The 14,280-nt window shown below is 67.5% G+C and carries 13 protein-coding genes; 2 read left to right on the plus strand and 11 right to left on the minus strand.

The window, feature by feature from the left end:
- Positions 1–13: 13 nt before the first annotated feature.
- The 7 genes from BLV92_RS09985 to BLV92_RS10015 form a co-directional block, all read right to left on the minus strand.
- Positions 14–520, minus strand: a complete 507-nt coding sequence (locus BLV92_RS09985; RefSeq protein WP_244283774.1) for a DUF411 domain-containing protein — start codon at positions 518–520, stop codon at positions 14–16.
- Positions 521–611: 91 nt separating this feature from the next.
- Complete coding sequence (gene phaR, locus BLV92_RS09990; protein WP_090544540.1) at positions 612–1,217, minus strand: polyhydroxyalkanoate synthesis repressor PhaR; 606 nt, start codon at positions 1,215–1,217, stop codon at positions 612–614.
- A 139-nt stretch (positions 1,218–1,356) separates the two neighbouring features.
- The gene (locus BLV92_RS09995; RefSeq protein ID WP_090544542.1) at positions 1,357–2,097 is read right to left on the minus strand and encodes a 3-ketoacyl-ACP reductase; all 741 of its coding nucleotides are present in this window, start codon (positions 2,095–2,097) and stop codon (positions 1,357–1,359) included.
- A gap of 207 nt (positions 2,098–2,304) precedes the next feature.
- Complete coding sequence (locus BLV92_RS10000; RefSeq protein WP_090544543.1) at positions 2,305–3,486, minus strand: acetyl-CoA C-acetyltransferase; 1,182 nt, start codon at positions 3,484–3,486, stop codon at positions 2,305–2,307.
- A 99-nt stretch (positions 3,487–3,585) separates the two neighbouring features.
- A complete protein-coding gene (phaC, locus tag BLV92_RS10005) occupies positions 3,586–5,403 on the minus strand; it encodes a class I poly(R)-hydroxyalkanoic acid synthase (RefSeq protein WP_090544544.1) in 1,818 nt (605 codons plus the stop codon).
- Positions 5,404–5,868: 465 nt separating this feature from the next.
- Positions 5,869–6,723, minus strand: a complete 855-nt coding sequence (gene pgeF, locus BLV92_RS10010) for a peptidoglycan editing factor PgeF (RefSeq protein WP_090544545.1) — start codon at positions 6,721–6,723, stop codon at positions 5,869–5,871.
- 19 nt (positions 6,724–6,742) lie between these two features.
- Entirely contained in the window at positions 6,743–7,945 is a 1,203-nt protein-coding gene (locus BLV92_RS10015) for an RluA family pseudouridine synthase (protein WP_090544546.1), read from the minus strand.
- 38 nt (positions 7,946–7,983) lie between these two features.
- Here BLV92_RS10015 and BLV92_RS10020 point away from each other — a divergent pair, with 38 nt between their 5' ends.
- Complete coding sequence (locus BLV92_RS10020) at positions 7,984–8,880, plus strand: outer membrane protein assembly factor BamD (protein ID WP_090544547.1); 897 nt, start codon at positions 7,984–7,986, stop codon at positions 8,878–8,880.
- A gap of 118 nt (positions 8,881–8,998) precedes the next feature.
- Here the strand turns inward: BLV92_RS10020 and rlmD are convergent, their stop codons facing one another.
- On the minus strand, positions 8,999–10,303 hold the full coding sequence (rlmD, locus tag BLV92_RS10025; protein ID WP_244283820.1) for a 23S rRNA (uracil(1939)-C(5))-methyltransferase RlmD: 1,305 nt from the start codon (positions 10,301–10,303) through the stop codon (positions 8,999–9,001).
- Between the two features lie 253 nt (positions 10,304–10,556).
- On the opposite strand from rlmD, the gene BLV92_RS10030 reads away from it, so the two are divergent.
- Positions 10,557–11,423: an endonuclease/exonuclease/phosphatase family protein gene (locus BLV92_RS10030; protein WP_090546973.1), complete on the plus strand. Its 867-nt coding sequence runs from the start codon at positions 10,557–10,559 to the stop codon at positions 11,421–11,423.
- A 43-nt stretch (positions 11,424–11,466) separates the two neighbouring features.
- Here the strand turns inward: BLV92_RS10030 and BLV92_RS10035 are convergent, their stop codons facing one another.
- From BLV92_RS10035 to BLV92_RS10045, 3 genes are read right to left on the minus strand one after another with little or no spacing between them, the layout of a single operon-like run.
- Positions 11,467–12,246, minus strand: a complete 780-nt coding sequence (locus BLV92_RS10035) for a 3'-5' exonuclease (RefSeq protein ID WP_090544548.1) — start codon at positions 12,244–12,246, stop codon at positions 11,467–11,469.
- Positions 12,247–12,252: 6 nt separating this feature from the next.
- Positions 12,253–13,338 (minus strand): RNA polymerase sigma factor RpoS, encoded by a 1,086-nt coding sequence (gene rpoS, locus BLV92_RS10040; protein WP_090544549.1) that lies wholly within the window; start codon positions 13,336–13,338, stop codon positions 12,253–12,255.
- A gap of 12 nt (positions 13,339–13,350) precedes the next feature.
- Positions 13,351–14,280, minus strand: a complete 930-nt coding sequence (locus BLV92_RS10045) for a peptidoglycan DD-metalloendopeptidase family protein (protein WP_090544550.1) — start codon at positions 14,278–14,280, stop codon at positions 13,351–13,353.

Raw genomic sequence — 14,280 nt, forward strand, 5'->3', positions numbered from 1 at the left:
GCAGCGACGCGTTTCAGCCGTACGCGTGGAAGACCCGGCCGTTGCCGTCGATGCCGACGAGCACCACGTCGTACCGGTCCTTGCGGCCGCCGTAGGCGGGGCCGTCCATCCCCGGCGAGCCGACCGGCATTCCCGGCACCGCGAGCCCGATCGCCTTCGGACGCTCGCGCAGCAAGCGGCTCACGTCGCTGGCCGGCACGTGCCCTTCGAGCGCGTAACCGTCGACAAGCGCGGTATGGCACGACGCATAACGATCGGGCATCCGCACGCTGCGCCGCGCGGCCGCGAGATCGTCGACGTTCCCGGCCACGACGTCGAAACCGTTCTGCCGCAGGTGCGCGATCCAGTCGCCGCAGCAGCCGCACGCCGCCGACTTCCACACGCGAACCACCGGCTTGACGCCGACCTTCGGCGTCTGCGCGACCGCGACCAGCGGCGCGAGCAGAAGCCCGAGCATCATCGAGCGCCGCAAAGCGGAGACGGGCACCGGCACGGCCCCAACATCGAACGTCTTTTTCATCGTCACACCCACTGCGAAACGAACGGCCGCACGAATAGAACCGGCCCGGGAGCCGGCAGCCGCCGGCGCAGTGCGGCGCGCGGGCGGCAAGTTACTTCTTTTCGTCCGGCTCGTCGCCGGAACCCGCCGGCGAACCGGCCGCCGGCGTCACCGGCGAAGCCGGCTTGAACGGGAAGGTGCTGAACATCGACTTCGCCTGGTTCTGCATCTGCTCCTGCATCTGCACGAACATGTTCTTCGACTGCTCGATGTAGCTGGTCATCATCCCCTGCATCATCGGCGCCTGCATGTTCATGAACTGCGACCAGATTTCCGGATTCATCGTGTTGCCTTCGTAGAGGCTTTTCGACTGGTCCGCGAGTTTGTTCTGGATGTCGATGAACGCCTGGATGTTCTTCTCCAGGTAGGTGCCCATCATCCCCTGCATCGCATGGCCGTAAAAGCGGATGATCTGCGACAGCATCGGCGACGAGAACATCGGCAGCCCGCCGCTCTCCTCTTCGAGGATGATCTGCAACAGGATGCTGCGCGTCAGGTCCTCGTTGCTCTTCGCGTCGATCACCTTGAACTCTTCCTGATCGAGCACGAGCTGCTTCACATCGGTCAACGTGATGTAGGTGCTCGTCTCCGTGTCGTACAGCCGACGGTTCGGATATTTTTTGATCAGTCGTTCGGCGGTCTTCTTTGTAGTCGTCATGTGTCGCCCTTGTTCACGCCGGCGCAACCGCGCGCGCCAGCGAAGCCCGGCGTCGCCCGCCCCGGTGTCCGGACAGGCATTCCGCCGTTGTCGATCCGTGCGGCGGACGCGCAAACGTGCGCGCGCCCGCGCGAACGGATCACCCCATGTGCAACCCGCCGTTCAGCGAGAAGTCCGCGCCGGTCGCGAAACCCGACTCGTCCGACGCGAGCCACGCGACGATCGATGCGATTTCCTCCGGCGAGCCGAGCCGGCGCACCGGAATCGTCGCGACGATCTTCTCCATCACGTCCGGACGGATCGCCTTCACCATGTCCGTGCCGATGTAGCCGGGCGACACCGTATTGACCGTCACGCCCTTCGTCGCGACTTCCTGCGCGAGCGCCATCGTGAAGCCGTGAATGCCGGCCTTCGCGGTCGAATAGTTGGTCTGGCCGAACTGCCCCTTCTGGCCGTTCACCGACGAAATATTGATGATGCGCCCCCAGCCGCGCTCGACCATGCCGTCGATCACCTGCTTCGTCACGTTGAAGAGGCTCGTCAGGTTCGTGTCGATGACCGCGGTCCAGTCCTCGTGCGTCATCTTGCGGAACACCACGTCGCGCGTGATGCCCGCGTTGTTCACCAGCACGTCGACCTCGCCGACGTCGGCCTTCACCCTGTCGAACGCCTGGCGCGTCGAATCCCAGTCGCCGACGTTGCCCTCGGACGCGACGAAGTCGTAGCCGAGCGCCTTCTGGTCTTCGAGCCACTTCGTGCGGCGCGGCGAGTTCGGGCCGCAGCCGGCCACCACCTTGAAACCCTGTTTGCTGAGGCGCTGGCAGATGCTCGTCCCGATGCCGCCCATGCCGCCCGTTACATACGCAATACGCTGTGCCATGAATCACACTCCATTATCGTTTTGCGGGGCGCCCTTCGACGGCCCCGGACTCGCCTCTTTCCCTACCCTCGTCTCCACCGTGCGCCGCCTGTGCGCATTACGTCGATACCGGTGTTGCGGCCGCGCCGGGTCGATCCCGCCGCGGCCCGCGCGCCGCACGCGAGCCGGAAGGCCCGCGCGGCGCGTCTGTCTGCGTTCGCTGTCCGCTTACGGGCGCTCGACCGCGAGCGCCACGCCCATCCCGCCGCCGATGCACAGCGACGCGAGCCCGCGCTTCGCGTCGCGGCGCTGCATCTCGTGCAGCAGCGTGACGAGAATCCGGCAGCCGGACGCGCCGATCGGGTGGCCGATCGCGATCGCGCCGCCGTTCACGTTGATCTTCGACGTGTCCCAGCCCATCTGCTTGTTCACCGCGAGCGCCTGCGCCGCGAACGCCTCGTTGATCTCCATCAGGTCGAGGTCCTGCGGCGTCCAGCCCGCGCGCTCCAGACAGCGGCGCGACGCCGGCACCGGCCCCATGCCCATCACCTTCGGATCGACGCCCGCGTTCGCATACGCCTTGATCCGCGCGAGCGGCTTCAGGCCGAGCGCGTCCGCTTTCTTCGCGGACATCACGACGACCACGGCCGCGCCGTCGTTGATGCCCGACGCGTTCGCGGCGGTCACGGTGCCGTCCTTCTGGAACGCGGGCTTCAGGCCCGCAAGCGCGTCGGCGGTCACGCCGTGACGCACGAATTCGTCGGTCTTGAACAGGAGCGGCTCGCCCTTGCGCTGCGGAATCTCGACCGGCACGATCTCCGCGTCGAAGCGGCCCGCCTTCTGCGCGGCTTCCGCCTTGTTCTGCGAGGCGGCCGCGAACGCGTCCTGCTCCTCGCGCGTGATGCCGTATTCCTTCGCGACGTTCTCGGCCGTGACGCCCATGTGGTACTGGTTGTACACGTCCCACAGGCCGTCGACGATCATGCTGTCCACGAGCTTCGCATCGCCCATCCGGAAGCCGTCGCGCGAGCCCGGCAGCACGTGCGGCGCGGCGCTCATGTTCTCCTGGCCGCCCGCGACGACGATCTCCGCGTCGCCCGCGATGATCGCGTTCGCGGCGAGCATCACCGCCTTCAGGCCCGAGCCGCAGACCTTGTTGATCGTCATCGCCGGGATCGACGACGGCAGGCCCGCCTTGATCGACGCCTGGCGCGCGACGTTCTGGCCGGAGGCCGCGGTCAGCACCTGGCCGAGAATCACTTCGCTCACCTGCTCGGGCTTCAGGCCCGCGCGTTCGAGCGCCGCGCGCACGACGATCGAGCCCAGTTCGGGCGCGGCCGTCTTCGCGAGCGAGCCGCCGAATTTGCCGACCGCTGTGCGTGCAGCGGAAACGATCACGATGTCAGTCATTTTCAGTTCCTTCGGGCGTTGCCGCGTCGCATCGGACGCCTGCCCGTCAAGTTAAAAATCGGTACCCGCCGTTCGCGCATGCCGCGCATGCGCCGCGCGTCAGTCGCGCTGCTGCACGTAGCGGCCCGGCGCCGGCTCGATTTCCGGGAATCCGGCCGAACCGAGCTGCGCGCGCGGCTTCACCTTGCGGCCCGCGTACTGATCAAGCCACGCGGACCACGCCGGCCACCAGCTTCCCGGCACTTCCTCCGCCTGCGCGATCCAGTCGTCCGCGTCTTCCGGCAAATGCTTCGCGTCGCTGTCGACGCTCCAGTAACTGCGCTTGTTCTTCGACGGCGGATTGATCACGCCGGCGATGTGGCCCGACGCGCCGAGCACGAATTTCAGCGGCCCGGACAAGAGCGGCACCGATGCGTACGCGGTGCGCCACGGCACGATGTGATCCTCGCGCGAGCCGTAGACGAACGTCGGCACGTCGATCCGCGACAGGTCCACTTCCTCGCCGCAGACGGTCAGCGCGCCCGGCTCGCGCAGCCGGTTCTCCAGATACGTATTGCGCAGATACCACGCGTACATCGGACCGGGCAGGCTCGTCGAATCGCTGTTCCAGTACAGCAGGTCGAACGGCGCGGGCGTGCGGCCCTTCAGATAGTTGTCGACCACGTAGTTCCACACGAGATCGTTCGGGCGCAGGAACGAGAACGTGTTGGCGAACTCGACGCCGCGCATCACGCCCGGCACGCCGTTCTTGCCGCCGATGGTCTGCTCGCGCATCTGCACGTGCGCCTCGTCGACGAACACGTCGAGCACGCCGGTGTCCGAGAAGTCGAGCATCGCGGTGAGCAGCGTCATCGACGACGCCGGATGCTCGCCGCGCGCGGCGGCGACCGCGAGCGCGGTCGCGAGCATCGTGCCGCCGACGCAGAAGCCGAGCGTGTTGATCTGCTCGCGGCCGCTGATGGCGCGCACGGTGTCGATCGCGGTCAGCACGCCCTCTTCGATGTAGTCGTCCCAGGTCTTGGCCGCGACCGACGCATCCGCGTTGCGCCACGACACCATGAACACCTGCTGCCCGGTTTCGAGCGCATACGCGACGAGCGAATTGTCCGGCTGCAGGTCGAGGATGTAGAACTTGTTGATGCACGGCGGCACGATCAGCAGCGGCCGCTCGCGCACGCTCGCCGCCTGCGGCTTGTACTGGATCAGCTGGAACAGGTCGTTCTCGAACACGACCGCGCCTTCGGTCGTGGCGAGATTGCGGCCGACGACGAACCGCGACTCGTCGGTCTGCGAAATCTTGCCGCGCTGCAGGTCCGCGAGCAGGTTCATCACGCCCTGCCGCAGACTCTCGCCGTGGCTTTCGAGCAGCGCGTTCTGCGCATCGGGATTCAGCGCGAGGAAGTTGCTCGGCGACGCGGCGGCGGTCCACTGCTGCACCGCGAAGCGGATGCGCTCGCGCGTTTTCGGGTCGGTGTCGATCGCGTCGACCAGTTCCTGCAGGTAACGCGCATTCAGCAGATACCACGCGGCGGTGAACGCATAAACCGGCGTCGCCTTCCACGCGTCCGAACTGAAACGTCGGTCCTTCAGCTCGGGCGGCGTCGGCACGCTGCCGGCGGCCTGTTGCAGCAGCGCCATCGCATCGCGCGAATACTGCTCCTGCAGGTGCTGAAGGCGGGACGGCTCGATGGCCGCAGTCGGCAGCTGGAACGCCGGCGCGCCGAAACCACCCAGACCGCCCAAGCCCTGCGGCAGCGGCGCGGCGCCGTGGGCGCCGGCGGGCCACCACGGCCATGCGGGCGCCGCGCCGTTCAGCGCTGCGCCGGCCGCCTGCTGCGCATACGGCGGAACCTGCTGCTGCGCGGCATCGAGCGCCGAGCGCCATGCGCTCGTCCACACGTTGAGCATCTGCTGCATTCCGTCGGCATCCAGAGTGAAGGGCTGCGCACCGTCCGCCGAAGCGCCTGCGCGCGATGAAGTCGTGGAACCTTGAGATGCCGTCATGCCTGCTTTTGACCGATGTGTCCCGGGGGACTGGTTGAGAGCCAGGTCGTCCGCGCACGGGGGCGATCGCTCGCTGCCTCGTCACGCCCTGCCCCGTAGGTGTGGGACATTCTTGCTCCCCACTGCAAGGCATGTCAATGCTTGTTCCCGATTTTGCCGCAGCGCGATATTTTTTTAATTATCGTTTTCCCGATGTAATGCGCGGCTTAATACGTACGATATTTTGAGCGGGATTCAGGACCGTCCGGAACCTCGCATCGCAGCAAGCCCTCGCGCGCGATTCGTATGCTTCGGGCATCGACCGTCGGCCGTGGCGCTGCACCGCATGTCTTTCATGTGTGCAGCGCAGCAAAAAAGCAGCCGCGACACGTGCCCAGGTCACGGTTCGAGCCATACGAGCGCGGCCATCCGGCCGGTCTCGCGATCGCGTCGATACGAATAAAAACGCTCGCGCTGCGTGACCGTGCAGAGGTCGCCGCCGGCGATACTCTGCACGCCGATCGCGTTCAGCCGCACGCGAGCGAGCGCGGGCAGATCCGCGAAATACTTGCCCGGCGTGTGCGGATGCGCAACGAACGCCGCGGCGATCGCATCGCGTCGCGCGGCGCCGACAGCCGTCGCGTCGTTCATGAACGCGTCACGGACGTCGGCTCCGACTTCGAACGCGGTCGGCCCGATCGACGGGCCGAGGTACGCGTGCAGCCGGTCGGTCCCGACGCCCGCCAGCGCGGCGACACGCTGCGCGGTGCGCTCGGCGACGCCGCCCGCGAGGCCGCGCCATCCCGCATGCGCGGCGCCGATCGCGCGGCCGGCATCGTCGCAGAACAGCACCGGCATGCAGTCCGCGATCATCACGACGCACGCGAGGCCCGCGCGCTCGGTGACGCTCGCGTCGGCGCGCAGCGGCGCTTCACCGTCGCGCAGGATCGCGGCTGCGTGCGCGGCGTCGACGACGTCCGCGCCATGCACCTGATGCAGCCACGCGGCCGGCACGCCCGCGAACGCGAGCAGCCGCCGGCGATTTTCCTCGACGTGCGCGGCGTCGTCGCCGGACAGGCGGCCGAGGTTCAGGCCGCCGGGCAGATCGCGGCCGCCGTCACCGTCGGCTTGCCAGCGGCCGAACGGCGGCGCGCTGACGCCGCCGTTGCGCGTCGTCACGATCGCGCGCACGCGCGGCGGCGCGGGCCAGTCCGGATGAACGAGGTCGGCCGGCGAAAGGTCGGGCGTATTCATAAGCGGGTCGGTCCTCGGTTCAGTCGTTGTCGTGGTCTGCGTCATCGTATTCGCCGTCGTACAGGTCCTCGTCGTCGTCGAACTCGTACTCCGCGTCATCGTTGCCGAAACCGAGCGCGGCGATCAGTTCCGCGATGTCGTCCGGCGCGTCCGCGCGCCACTGCATCGCGCGGCCGGTGCGCGGGTGGATCAGCCCGAGCCGCCACGCATGCAGCGCCTGGCGCGCGAAACCGCCCGGCAACGCAGCGACCGAACGCTTGCCGCGCGCGCGGCCGTACACCGGATCGCCGAGCAGCGGATGCCCGATGTGCGCGCAATGCACGCGGATCTGATGCGTGCGGCCCGTTTCCAGGTCGCAGTGAATCGCGCTGACCGGCTGGCCGTGCCACAACGTCGAATCGACCCGCCGGAAATGCGTGCGCGCCGGCTTGCCCGACGCGCCGGCGACGACGGCCATCCGCGTGCGATCGCGCGAATCGCGGCCGATCGGCGCGTCGATCGTCCCTTCATCCGGCATCATCCCCCACACGAGCGCGAGGTAACGGCGCTTCACCGTGCGCGCCTGCAACTGGCGCACGAGATCGGTCTGCGCTTCGAGCGTGCGCGCGACGACCATCAGTCCGGAGGTCTCCTTGTCGAGCCGGTGCACGATGCCCGCGCGCGGCAGCCCGGCCGCAGCGTCGCCGTAGCGGTGCAGCAGGCCGTTCAGGATCGTGCCGCTCCAGTTGCCGGCGGCCGGATGCACGACGAGGCCGGCCGGCTTGTCGATCACGACGAGCGCGTCGTCCTCGTAGACGACGTCGAGCGGCACCGGCTCCGGCGTGAACGCCAGCTGCTCGGGCAGCAGGTCCGGCACCAGTTCGATCGTCGCGCCAAGCGGCACCGGTTGGCGGACCTTCGCGGGCGCGCCGTCCACCTGCACGCGGCCGGCCTCGATCCAGCCTTGCAGCCGGCTGCGCGAGAACTCGGGGAACACCTTCGCGAGCACCTTGTCGAGCCGCTCGCCGGCCAGTTCGTCGGGCACCGACGCACGGCGCGGCGCCTCGTCGTCGCCCGCGCCGCGGCTTGCGGCGGCGGGCGATGCGGCGAGCGCATCGCCCGTCAGGTCGTCGTCGAATCCATCGCCTGCCGCTGCGTCGTCGCGCGAAGCGGCCAGGCTATAATCGCTGTTGCTGTTTTGGGCGCCGGCGGCGCCGGCCCCCGGAAGAACTGAACGGGTCATTGAGTCTGGGTCACCTGGACCTGAAGCTGGACTGAAAAATGCGAGCCTTGAACACGATTACGAAACTGGCCCAACATGCAGTGGCCCGGAACGCTGCGCGCGGCGCGGCTATCGGCGCTATCGGCAGGATCCGCGACCTCGTTCGCCTCGCCGCCTGCGGCGTCGCGCTCGCCGTCGTCGCGGCCTGCCACGGCCTGCCGGAAAAGACCGACGAAACGGCCACGTGGACGAACAACAAATTATATACGGAGGCCCAGGACGCGCTGTCCGGCAGCGACTGGGGCAAGTGCGCGAAGTACTTCGAGGCGCTGCAGGGCCGCGACCCGTTCGGCCACTTCGCACAGCAGGCGCAGATCAACGTCGCGTACTGCGACTGGAAGGACAACGAAAACGAACAGGCGGACCAGGCGGTCAGCCGCTTCATCCAGTTGCACCCGGACCATCCGGACATCGCGTACGCGTATTACCTGAAGGGGATGATCCACTTCAACGACGACCTCGGCCTGTTCGGCCGCTTCTCGGGTCAGGACATGAGCGAGCGCGATCCGCAGTCGCTGCGCGAGTCGTATGACGCGTTCAAGATGGTCGTCGACAAATATCCGGGCAGCAAATACGCGCCGGACGCCGCGCAGCGGATGCGCTACATCGTGAATGCGCTCGCGTCGCACGAGGTGCACTCGGCCGACTACTACTACCGGCGCGGCGCTTACGTCGCCGCGATCAACCGCGCGCAGCTCGCGATCACCGAGTACAAGAACGCGCCGGCGATCGAGGACGCGCTGCACATCATGCAGCTGTCGTACGAGAAGCTCGACCAGCAATCGCTCGCGGAGGACACGCGCCGCGTGCTGGCCGCGACGTTCCCGGACAGCCCGTACATCACCGGCCACGCGCGCGCCGGCAAGAGCGAGCGGTCGTGGTGGCAGATCTGGTGATCTGACCGGCGGCGAACGACCAGTAAAAAAAACGCCACGGCAAGCCGTGGCGTTTTTTATTGCCTTTTTATTGCCCTTCGCGCGCCGCCCGTGGTCGGCGGCCGCGGGCCGCCCGCGTTCAGTCGCGCTCGAACAGCGCGATCGATTCGACGTGCGACGTATGCGGGAACATGTTGACGACGCCCGCCCCCTTCAGCCGGTAGCCGGCCTCGTGCACGAGCAGGCCCGCGTCGCGCGCGAGCGTCGCCGGGTTGCACGACACGTAGACGATCCGCGCGGGCAGCGGCCCGTCGCCGCTCTGCGCGATGTCCGCCAGCGCTTTCGACACCGCGAGCGCCCCTTCGCGCGGCGGATCGACGAGGAACTTGTCGAACGCGCCGAGCGCGCGCAGATCGTCGGCCGTCACTTCGAACAGATTCCGGCAGGCGAACGACGTATGGCCGTCGACGCCATTCGCCTTCGCGTTTTCGAGCGCGCGGGTCGTCAGCGTGTCGCTGCCCTCGATGCCGACCACCTCGCGCGCGAGCCGCGCGAGCGGCAGCGTGAAGTTGCCGATCCCGCAGAACAGGTCGAGCACGCGGTCGTCCTTTTCCGGCGCGAGCAGACGCAGCGCGCGCCCGACCAGCACGCGGTTGATCTGATGATTGACCTGCGTGAAGTCGGTCGGCTTGAACGGCATCCGGATGCCGAATTCCGGCAGCGTGTAGTCGAGCGACACGTCGAGCGGATAAAACGGGAATACCGTATCCGGACCCTTCGGCTGCAGCCAGAACTGCACGCGATGTTCATCCGCGAACGCACGCAGCAGCGCCTCGTCGGCTTCGGTCAGCGGCTCCAGAATCCGCAGCACCAGCGCCGTCACCGTCGAGCCGACCGCCAGTTCGATCTGAGGCATCCGATCCCGGATCGACAGCCCTTCGACCAGTTGCCGCAACGGCACCAGCATCGCGGACACGTGCGGCGGCAGCACCTCGCAACTCGTCATGTCCGCGACGTAGCTGCTCTTGCGCTCGTGGAACCCCACCAGCACGCCGCCCTTCTTCGGCACGTGGCGCACCGTCAGGCGCGCGCGATAGCGATAGCCCCACGACGGCCCGTGGATCGGGCGGAACATCGACTCCGCGCGCAGCTTCGCGAGATGCACGAGGTTGTCTTCGAGCACCCGCTGCTTCACGGCGATCTGCGCGCGCACGTCCAGATGCTGCATCGAGCAGCCGCCGCAGGTGCCGAAGAACTGGCAGCGCGGTTTCGTGCGGATCACGCTCTCGCGCAGCACGTCGACGACCTGCGCCTGCTCGAAGCTCGGCTTGCGCCGATAACTCGAATAGGTGACACGCTCGCCGGGCAATGCGCCTTCGACGAAGATCACCTTGCCGGGCTCGCCGGTCTCGGTGACGGTGCGGCCCACGCCGCGCGCTTCCATGTCGAGCGATTCGATTTCGAGAATCGGGGCAGGAGCCAGCGCGTCGGCGGCCTGCTTTTCGCGCCGCTTGTCGCGCTTGCTGCGCTTGTCGCGCTTGCCGGCCTCGGGGCCGGCAGGCTCGGATTGACGTTCGGGGGCAGCTTGGGACACCAGCAGATTCCTGACAGACAATGAGTAAATATCGGGGGAAGGCGAGATTGTAGACGAAGTGGCCGGCCGCGCCCCGGCAATGGTGGACCACGGAGCGGATGCGATGAAACTCGTCAGCTGGAACGTGCAGTGGGGCCGCGACGCGTCGGGCCACGTCGATCTCGCGCGCACGGTGCGCGAAGCGCGGCGGCTCGCGGACTTCGACGTGCTGTGCCTGCAGGAGATCACGCGAGGTTTCGGCGCGCTGCCGGGCCATCCGGGCGACGATCAGTTCGCCGAACTGGCCGCGCTGCTGCCGGGCTATACGGTGATCGAGGCGATCGGCGCGGACCTGCCGCCGCTCGACGACCCGCACGATCCGCGCGCGCCGCGACGTCAGTTCGGCAACGCGCTCGCGACGCGCGTGCCGGTCCGGCAAGTGATCCGCCACACGCTGCCATGGCCCGCCGACCCGGCCGCGCCATCGATGCAGCGCGTCGCGCTCGAAGCGGTGCTCGACGCGCCGGGCGGCGCGCTGCGCGTGCTCGTCACGCATCTGGAGTTCTATTCGCTCGCGCAGCGTCTCGCCCAGGTGGACGAGTTGCGGCGGCTGCAACAGGAAGCCGCCGCGCACGCGGCCCGCCCCGCTCCGCCGGAAAACGCCGAAGGCCCGTTCGCGCCGACCGCGCGCCCCGTCAGCGCGATTGTCTGCGGCGACTTCAACAGCGCGTACGGCGAGGACGCGTACCGCCGGATGCTCGCGCCGCTCGCGGACAGTCCATCGTTCATCGACGCATGGACGACGCTGCACGCGGGCGCGACGCCGCCGCCGACCGCAGGCGTCTACGACACGGTTCAGTGGAGTGCGGGGCCGCTGACGTGCGATTTCGTATTCGTCACCGACGACCTGCGCGGACGGTTGAAGTCGTGCGAGATCGACGGTGCGACCCGGGCGTCCGATCACCAGCCGATTGTGCTGGAACTGAAATGAACGATGTGCCGGGGAATGAACGACGCCCCGGCAAACGAAACGCCTACGCGGAAAACGCCGCCAGATATTCGGCCCAGTGCGACGCCGGCTCCATCGACAGCGACTGCTTGACCAGCGCGATTTCGTCCGCGTATTCGTCTGCCGAAAAGCCGCCGCGCATCAACTGGAACCGGCAGTACAGCAGGTACGTGTTCACGACGTCGGTCTCGCAGTAGTTGCGGATCTCTTCGATGCGCCCTTCCTGGAACGCGGTCCACACCTGGCCGCCGTCCATCCCGAGCTTGCCCGGAAAGCCGCACAGCTTCGCAAGCGCGTCGAGCGGCGCATTCGCGCGCGCCTGATACATCGCGAGCACGTCCATCAGATCGGTATGGCGCGAGTGATAACGGCTGATGTAGTTGTTCCACTTGAACTCGCGGTCGTCCTCGCCGAGGTCCCAGTAGCGCGACGCGCGGATGCCGTGCACGAGCGCCCGGTAGTTCAGCACCGGCAGGTCGAAGCCGCCGCCGTTCCACGACACGAGCTGCGGCGTGTATTTCTCGATCGTCCGGTAGAACGATTGAACCAGCGATGCCTCGCCGTCCTCCAGCGAACCGAGCGAGCGCACGCGAAAACCGTTGTTGTCGCGGAACACGCACGAGATCGCGGCGATGCGCTGCAGATGATGCGGGAGGAAATCGCTGCCGGTCTTTTCGCGCCGCGCGGCGAACGCGTGTTCGGCGACTTCGGCGTCGGTGAGCGACGCGGGCAGATCTTCGAGACGGCGAATGCCGTCGACATCGGGAATCGTCTCGATGTCGAAAACGAGTACGGGTGGTGTCATCGGAGGTTACAGAACGGCGTCCTTGCGTACGCCATTGGAAGCAAAGAAGCGTTTCAGGCGGACCAGCGCCTCCTGCTGGATCTGCCGCACGCGTTCGCGCGTGAGGCCCATTTCGTCGGCGAGTTCTTCGAGCGTCGCCGGCTCGATGTGATTCAGCCCGAAGCGGCGCTCGATCACGTGGCGGTGCTTGTCCGACAGCCGGCCGAGCCACGCGCGCGTCAGCGTTTCGAGTTCGCGGTGCTGCACCTCGGCGTCCGGCGACTGGCTCTGGTCGTCCGACAACAGGTCGAGCAGGCTGCTCGCCGGGTCCAGATCGAGCGGCGCGTCGAGCGACGCGGTGTGTTCGTTCAGCGCGAGGATGTCGGTGACTTCCTCGGTGGTCTTGCCGGTCAGGTAAGCGATGTCGTCGATGCTCGCGTCGCGGCGGTCGGCGGCCGCGCCGGAGTTCAGCGAGTTCTTCTCCAGATGCCGTTTTGCGCGCAGCACCTGGTTCAGTTCGCGGATCACGTGGACCGGCAGGCGCACCGTGCGCGCCTGGTTCATGATCGCGCGTTCGATGCTCTGACGAATCCACCACGTCGCGTACGTCGAGAAGCGGAAGCCGCGCGCCGGATCGAACTTCTCGATCGCGTGCATCAGGCCGAGGTTGCCCTCTTCGATCAGGTCGAGCAGCGGCACGCCGCGATTCAGATAACCCTTCGCGATGCTGACCACGAGCCGCAGGTTCCGCTCGATCATCACCTGGCGCGCGTCGAACTCGCCGGCCTTCGCGAGCCGCGAGTAGCGCTGCTCCTCCTCGACGGTGAGCAGCGGCTTCACGCTGATCCGGTTCAGATAATGCTGGATCGTGTCGGCCGTCAGTTCGGCCTGCAACAGTGCGCGGAAATCGTCGGCGTCCGGCGCCGACTCGGTGCTGCCTTCGCGCGTGGAGCCGGACTCCTCGCCGGAGGCTTCAGGCTCGTCGAACTCGCGGCCGCCATCGGCCTCCGACAGCGAATCGTCGTCGCCGGACGCAGCGCCATCGTCCACCGAAACCGGCGCGGCTTGACTGTCAGACTCGGTTTGCTGCAGACGGCGCTTCGATTTCGGCATGGTCGACTCGCTTTATTGCGGCGGCAAGTACTTCAGGGGATCAACAGGTTTGCCCTGACGGCGTACTTCGAAATGCAGCATCACACGATCCGAGTCAGTATTGCCCATTTCGGCGATCTTCTGACCTTTGGTGACCGCGTCCCCTTCTTTTACCATCAAAGAACGGTTGTGTGCATACGCCGTCAGGAACGTGGCGTCATGCTTGATGATAATGAGATTGCCGTATCCGCGCAGCCCATTTCCGGCATAAACCACGCGACCATCGGCTGCGGCCTTCACCGGATCACCCGCCGCACCGCCAATATTGACGCCCTTGTTCTTCGAGTCGTCGAAGCCGTTCAGCATCGGACCGCGCGCCGGCCATGCGAGCGCGATGGTGCCGGTGCCCGGCGCCGTCGCGTCGCTCGCACCCGGCGCGGGCGGCGGCGGCACCATCGCCGCGGTGCTGCCCGGCGCACCGTAGATCGGCGGCACGGTAGACGGAACGCCGGTCGTCGCGCCCGGTGCTCCCGCAACCGGCGCACCCGGCGGCGCGGTCTGCACGCCGATGCCCGGCACCGGCGCGGTCGTCACACCCGGCGTGTACGCCCCCAGGTTCGCGCCCGGCGGCACGACGCGAAGCAGTTGATCCACTTCGATCTGATTTGGATTCGCGAGGTTGTTCCACGTCGCGATGTCGCGATAATTTTGCCCGTTCTCCAGGGCGATCCGGTACAGCGTGTCGCCCGGCTTCACGCGGTAGAACCCCGGCGGCGGCGGACCGAGCGGCACGGCCGGCGCGGCCGCCGTGCCGAGCGTGCCGGAGCGGTCGACGACGGGCGCCTGGTCGAGTCGCGTGGCGCAGGCCGCGAGCAGCGAAAGTGCGATTGCGCATGCGCCGCGCTGGGCTACGGTGATGTCGAGATTCAGGCTGGTTCTTTGCATCGCGCGCAACATACTCAT

It is taken from the genome of Paraburkholderia caballeronis (genome assembly GCF_900104845.1).
Taxonomy (GTDB): domain Bacteria; phylum Pseudomonadota; class Gammaproteobacteria; order Burkholderiales; family Burkholderiaceae; genus Paraburkholderia; species Paraburkholderia caballeronis.

What these genes read in the sequence shown, in the direction of transcription:
- pgeF (WP_090544545.1), bottom strand. Translation starts at nt 6,723, where the DNA reads ATGAATACGCCCGACCTTTCGCCGGCCGACCTCGTTCATCCGGACTGG.
- rpoS (WP_090544549.1), bottom strand. Translation starts at nt 13,338, where the DNA reads ATGCCGAAATCGAAGCGCCGTCTGCAGCAAACCGAGTCTGACAGTCAA.
- BLV92_RS10000 (WP_090544543.1), bottom strand. Translation starts at nt 3,486, where the DNA reads ATGACTGACATCGTGATCGTTTCCGCTGCACGCACAGCGGTCGGCAAA.
- rlmD (WP_244283820.1), bottom strand. Translation starts at nt 10,303, where the DNA reads ATGGAAGCGCGCGGCGTGGGCCGCACCGTCACCGAGACCGGCGAGCCC.
- BLV92_RS09995 (WP_090544542.1), bottom strand. Translation starts at nt 2,097, where the DNA reads ATGGCACAGCGTATTGCGTATGTAACGGGCGGCATGGGCGGCATCGGG.
- BLV92_RS10045 (WP_090544550.1), bottom strand. Translation starts at nt 14,280, where the DNA reads ATGAGTATGTTGCGCGCGATGCAAAGAACCAGCCTGAATCTCGACATC.
- BLV92_RS10030 (WP_090546973.1), top strand. Translation starts at nt 10,557, where the DNA reads ATGAAACTCGTCAGCTGGAACGTGCAGTGGGGCCGCGACGCGTCGGGC.
- phaC (WP_090544544.1), bottom strand. Translation starts at nt 5,403, where the DNA reads ATGCAGCAGATGCTCAACGTGTGGACGAGCGCATGGCGCTCGGCGCTC.
- phaR (WP_090544540.1), bottom strand. Translation starts at nt 1,217, where the DNA reads ATGACGACTACAAAGAAGACCGCCGAACGACTGATCAAAAAATATCCG.
- BLV92_RS10035 (WP_090544548.1), bottom strand. Translation starts at nt 12,246, where the DNA reads ATGACACCACCCGTACTCGTTTTCGACATCGAGACGATTCCCGATGTC.
- BLV92_RS10020 (WP_090544547.1), top strand. Translation starts at nt 7,984, where the DNA reads ATGCGAGCCTTGAACACGATTACGAAACTGGCCCAACATGCAGTGGCC.
- BLV92_RS10015 (WP_090544546.1), bottom strand. Translation starts at nt 7,945, where the DNA reads ATGACCCGTTCAGTTCTTCCGGGGGCCGGCGCCGCCGGCGCCCAAAAC.
- BLV92_RS09985 (WP_244283774.1), bottom strand. Translation starts at nt 520, where the DNA reads ATGAAAAAGACGTTCGATGTTGGGGCCGTGCCGGTGCCCGTCTCCGCT.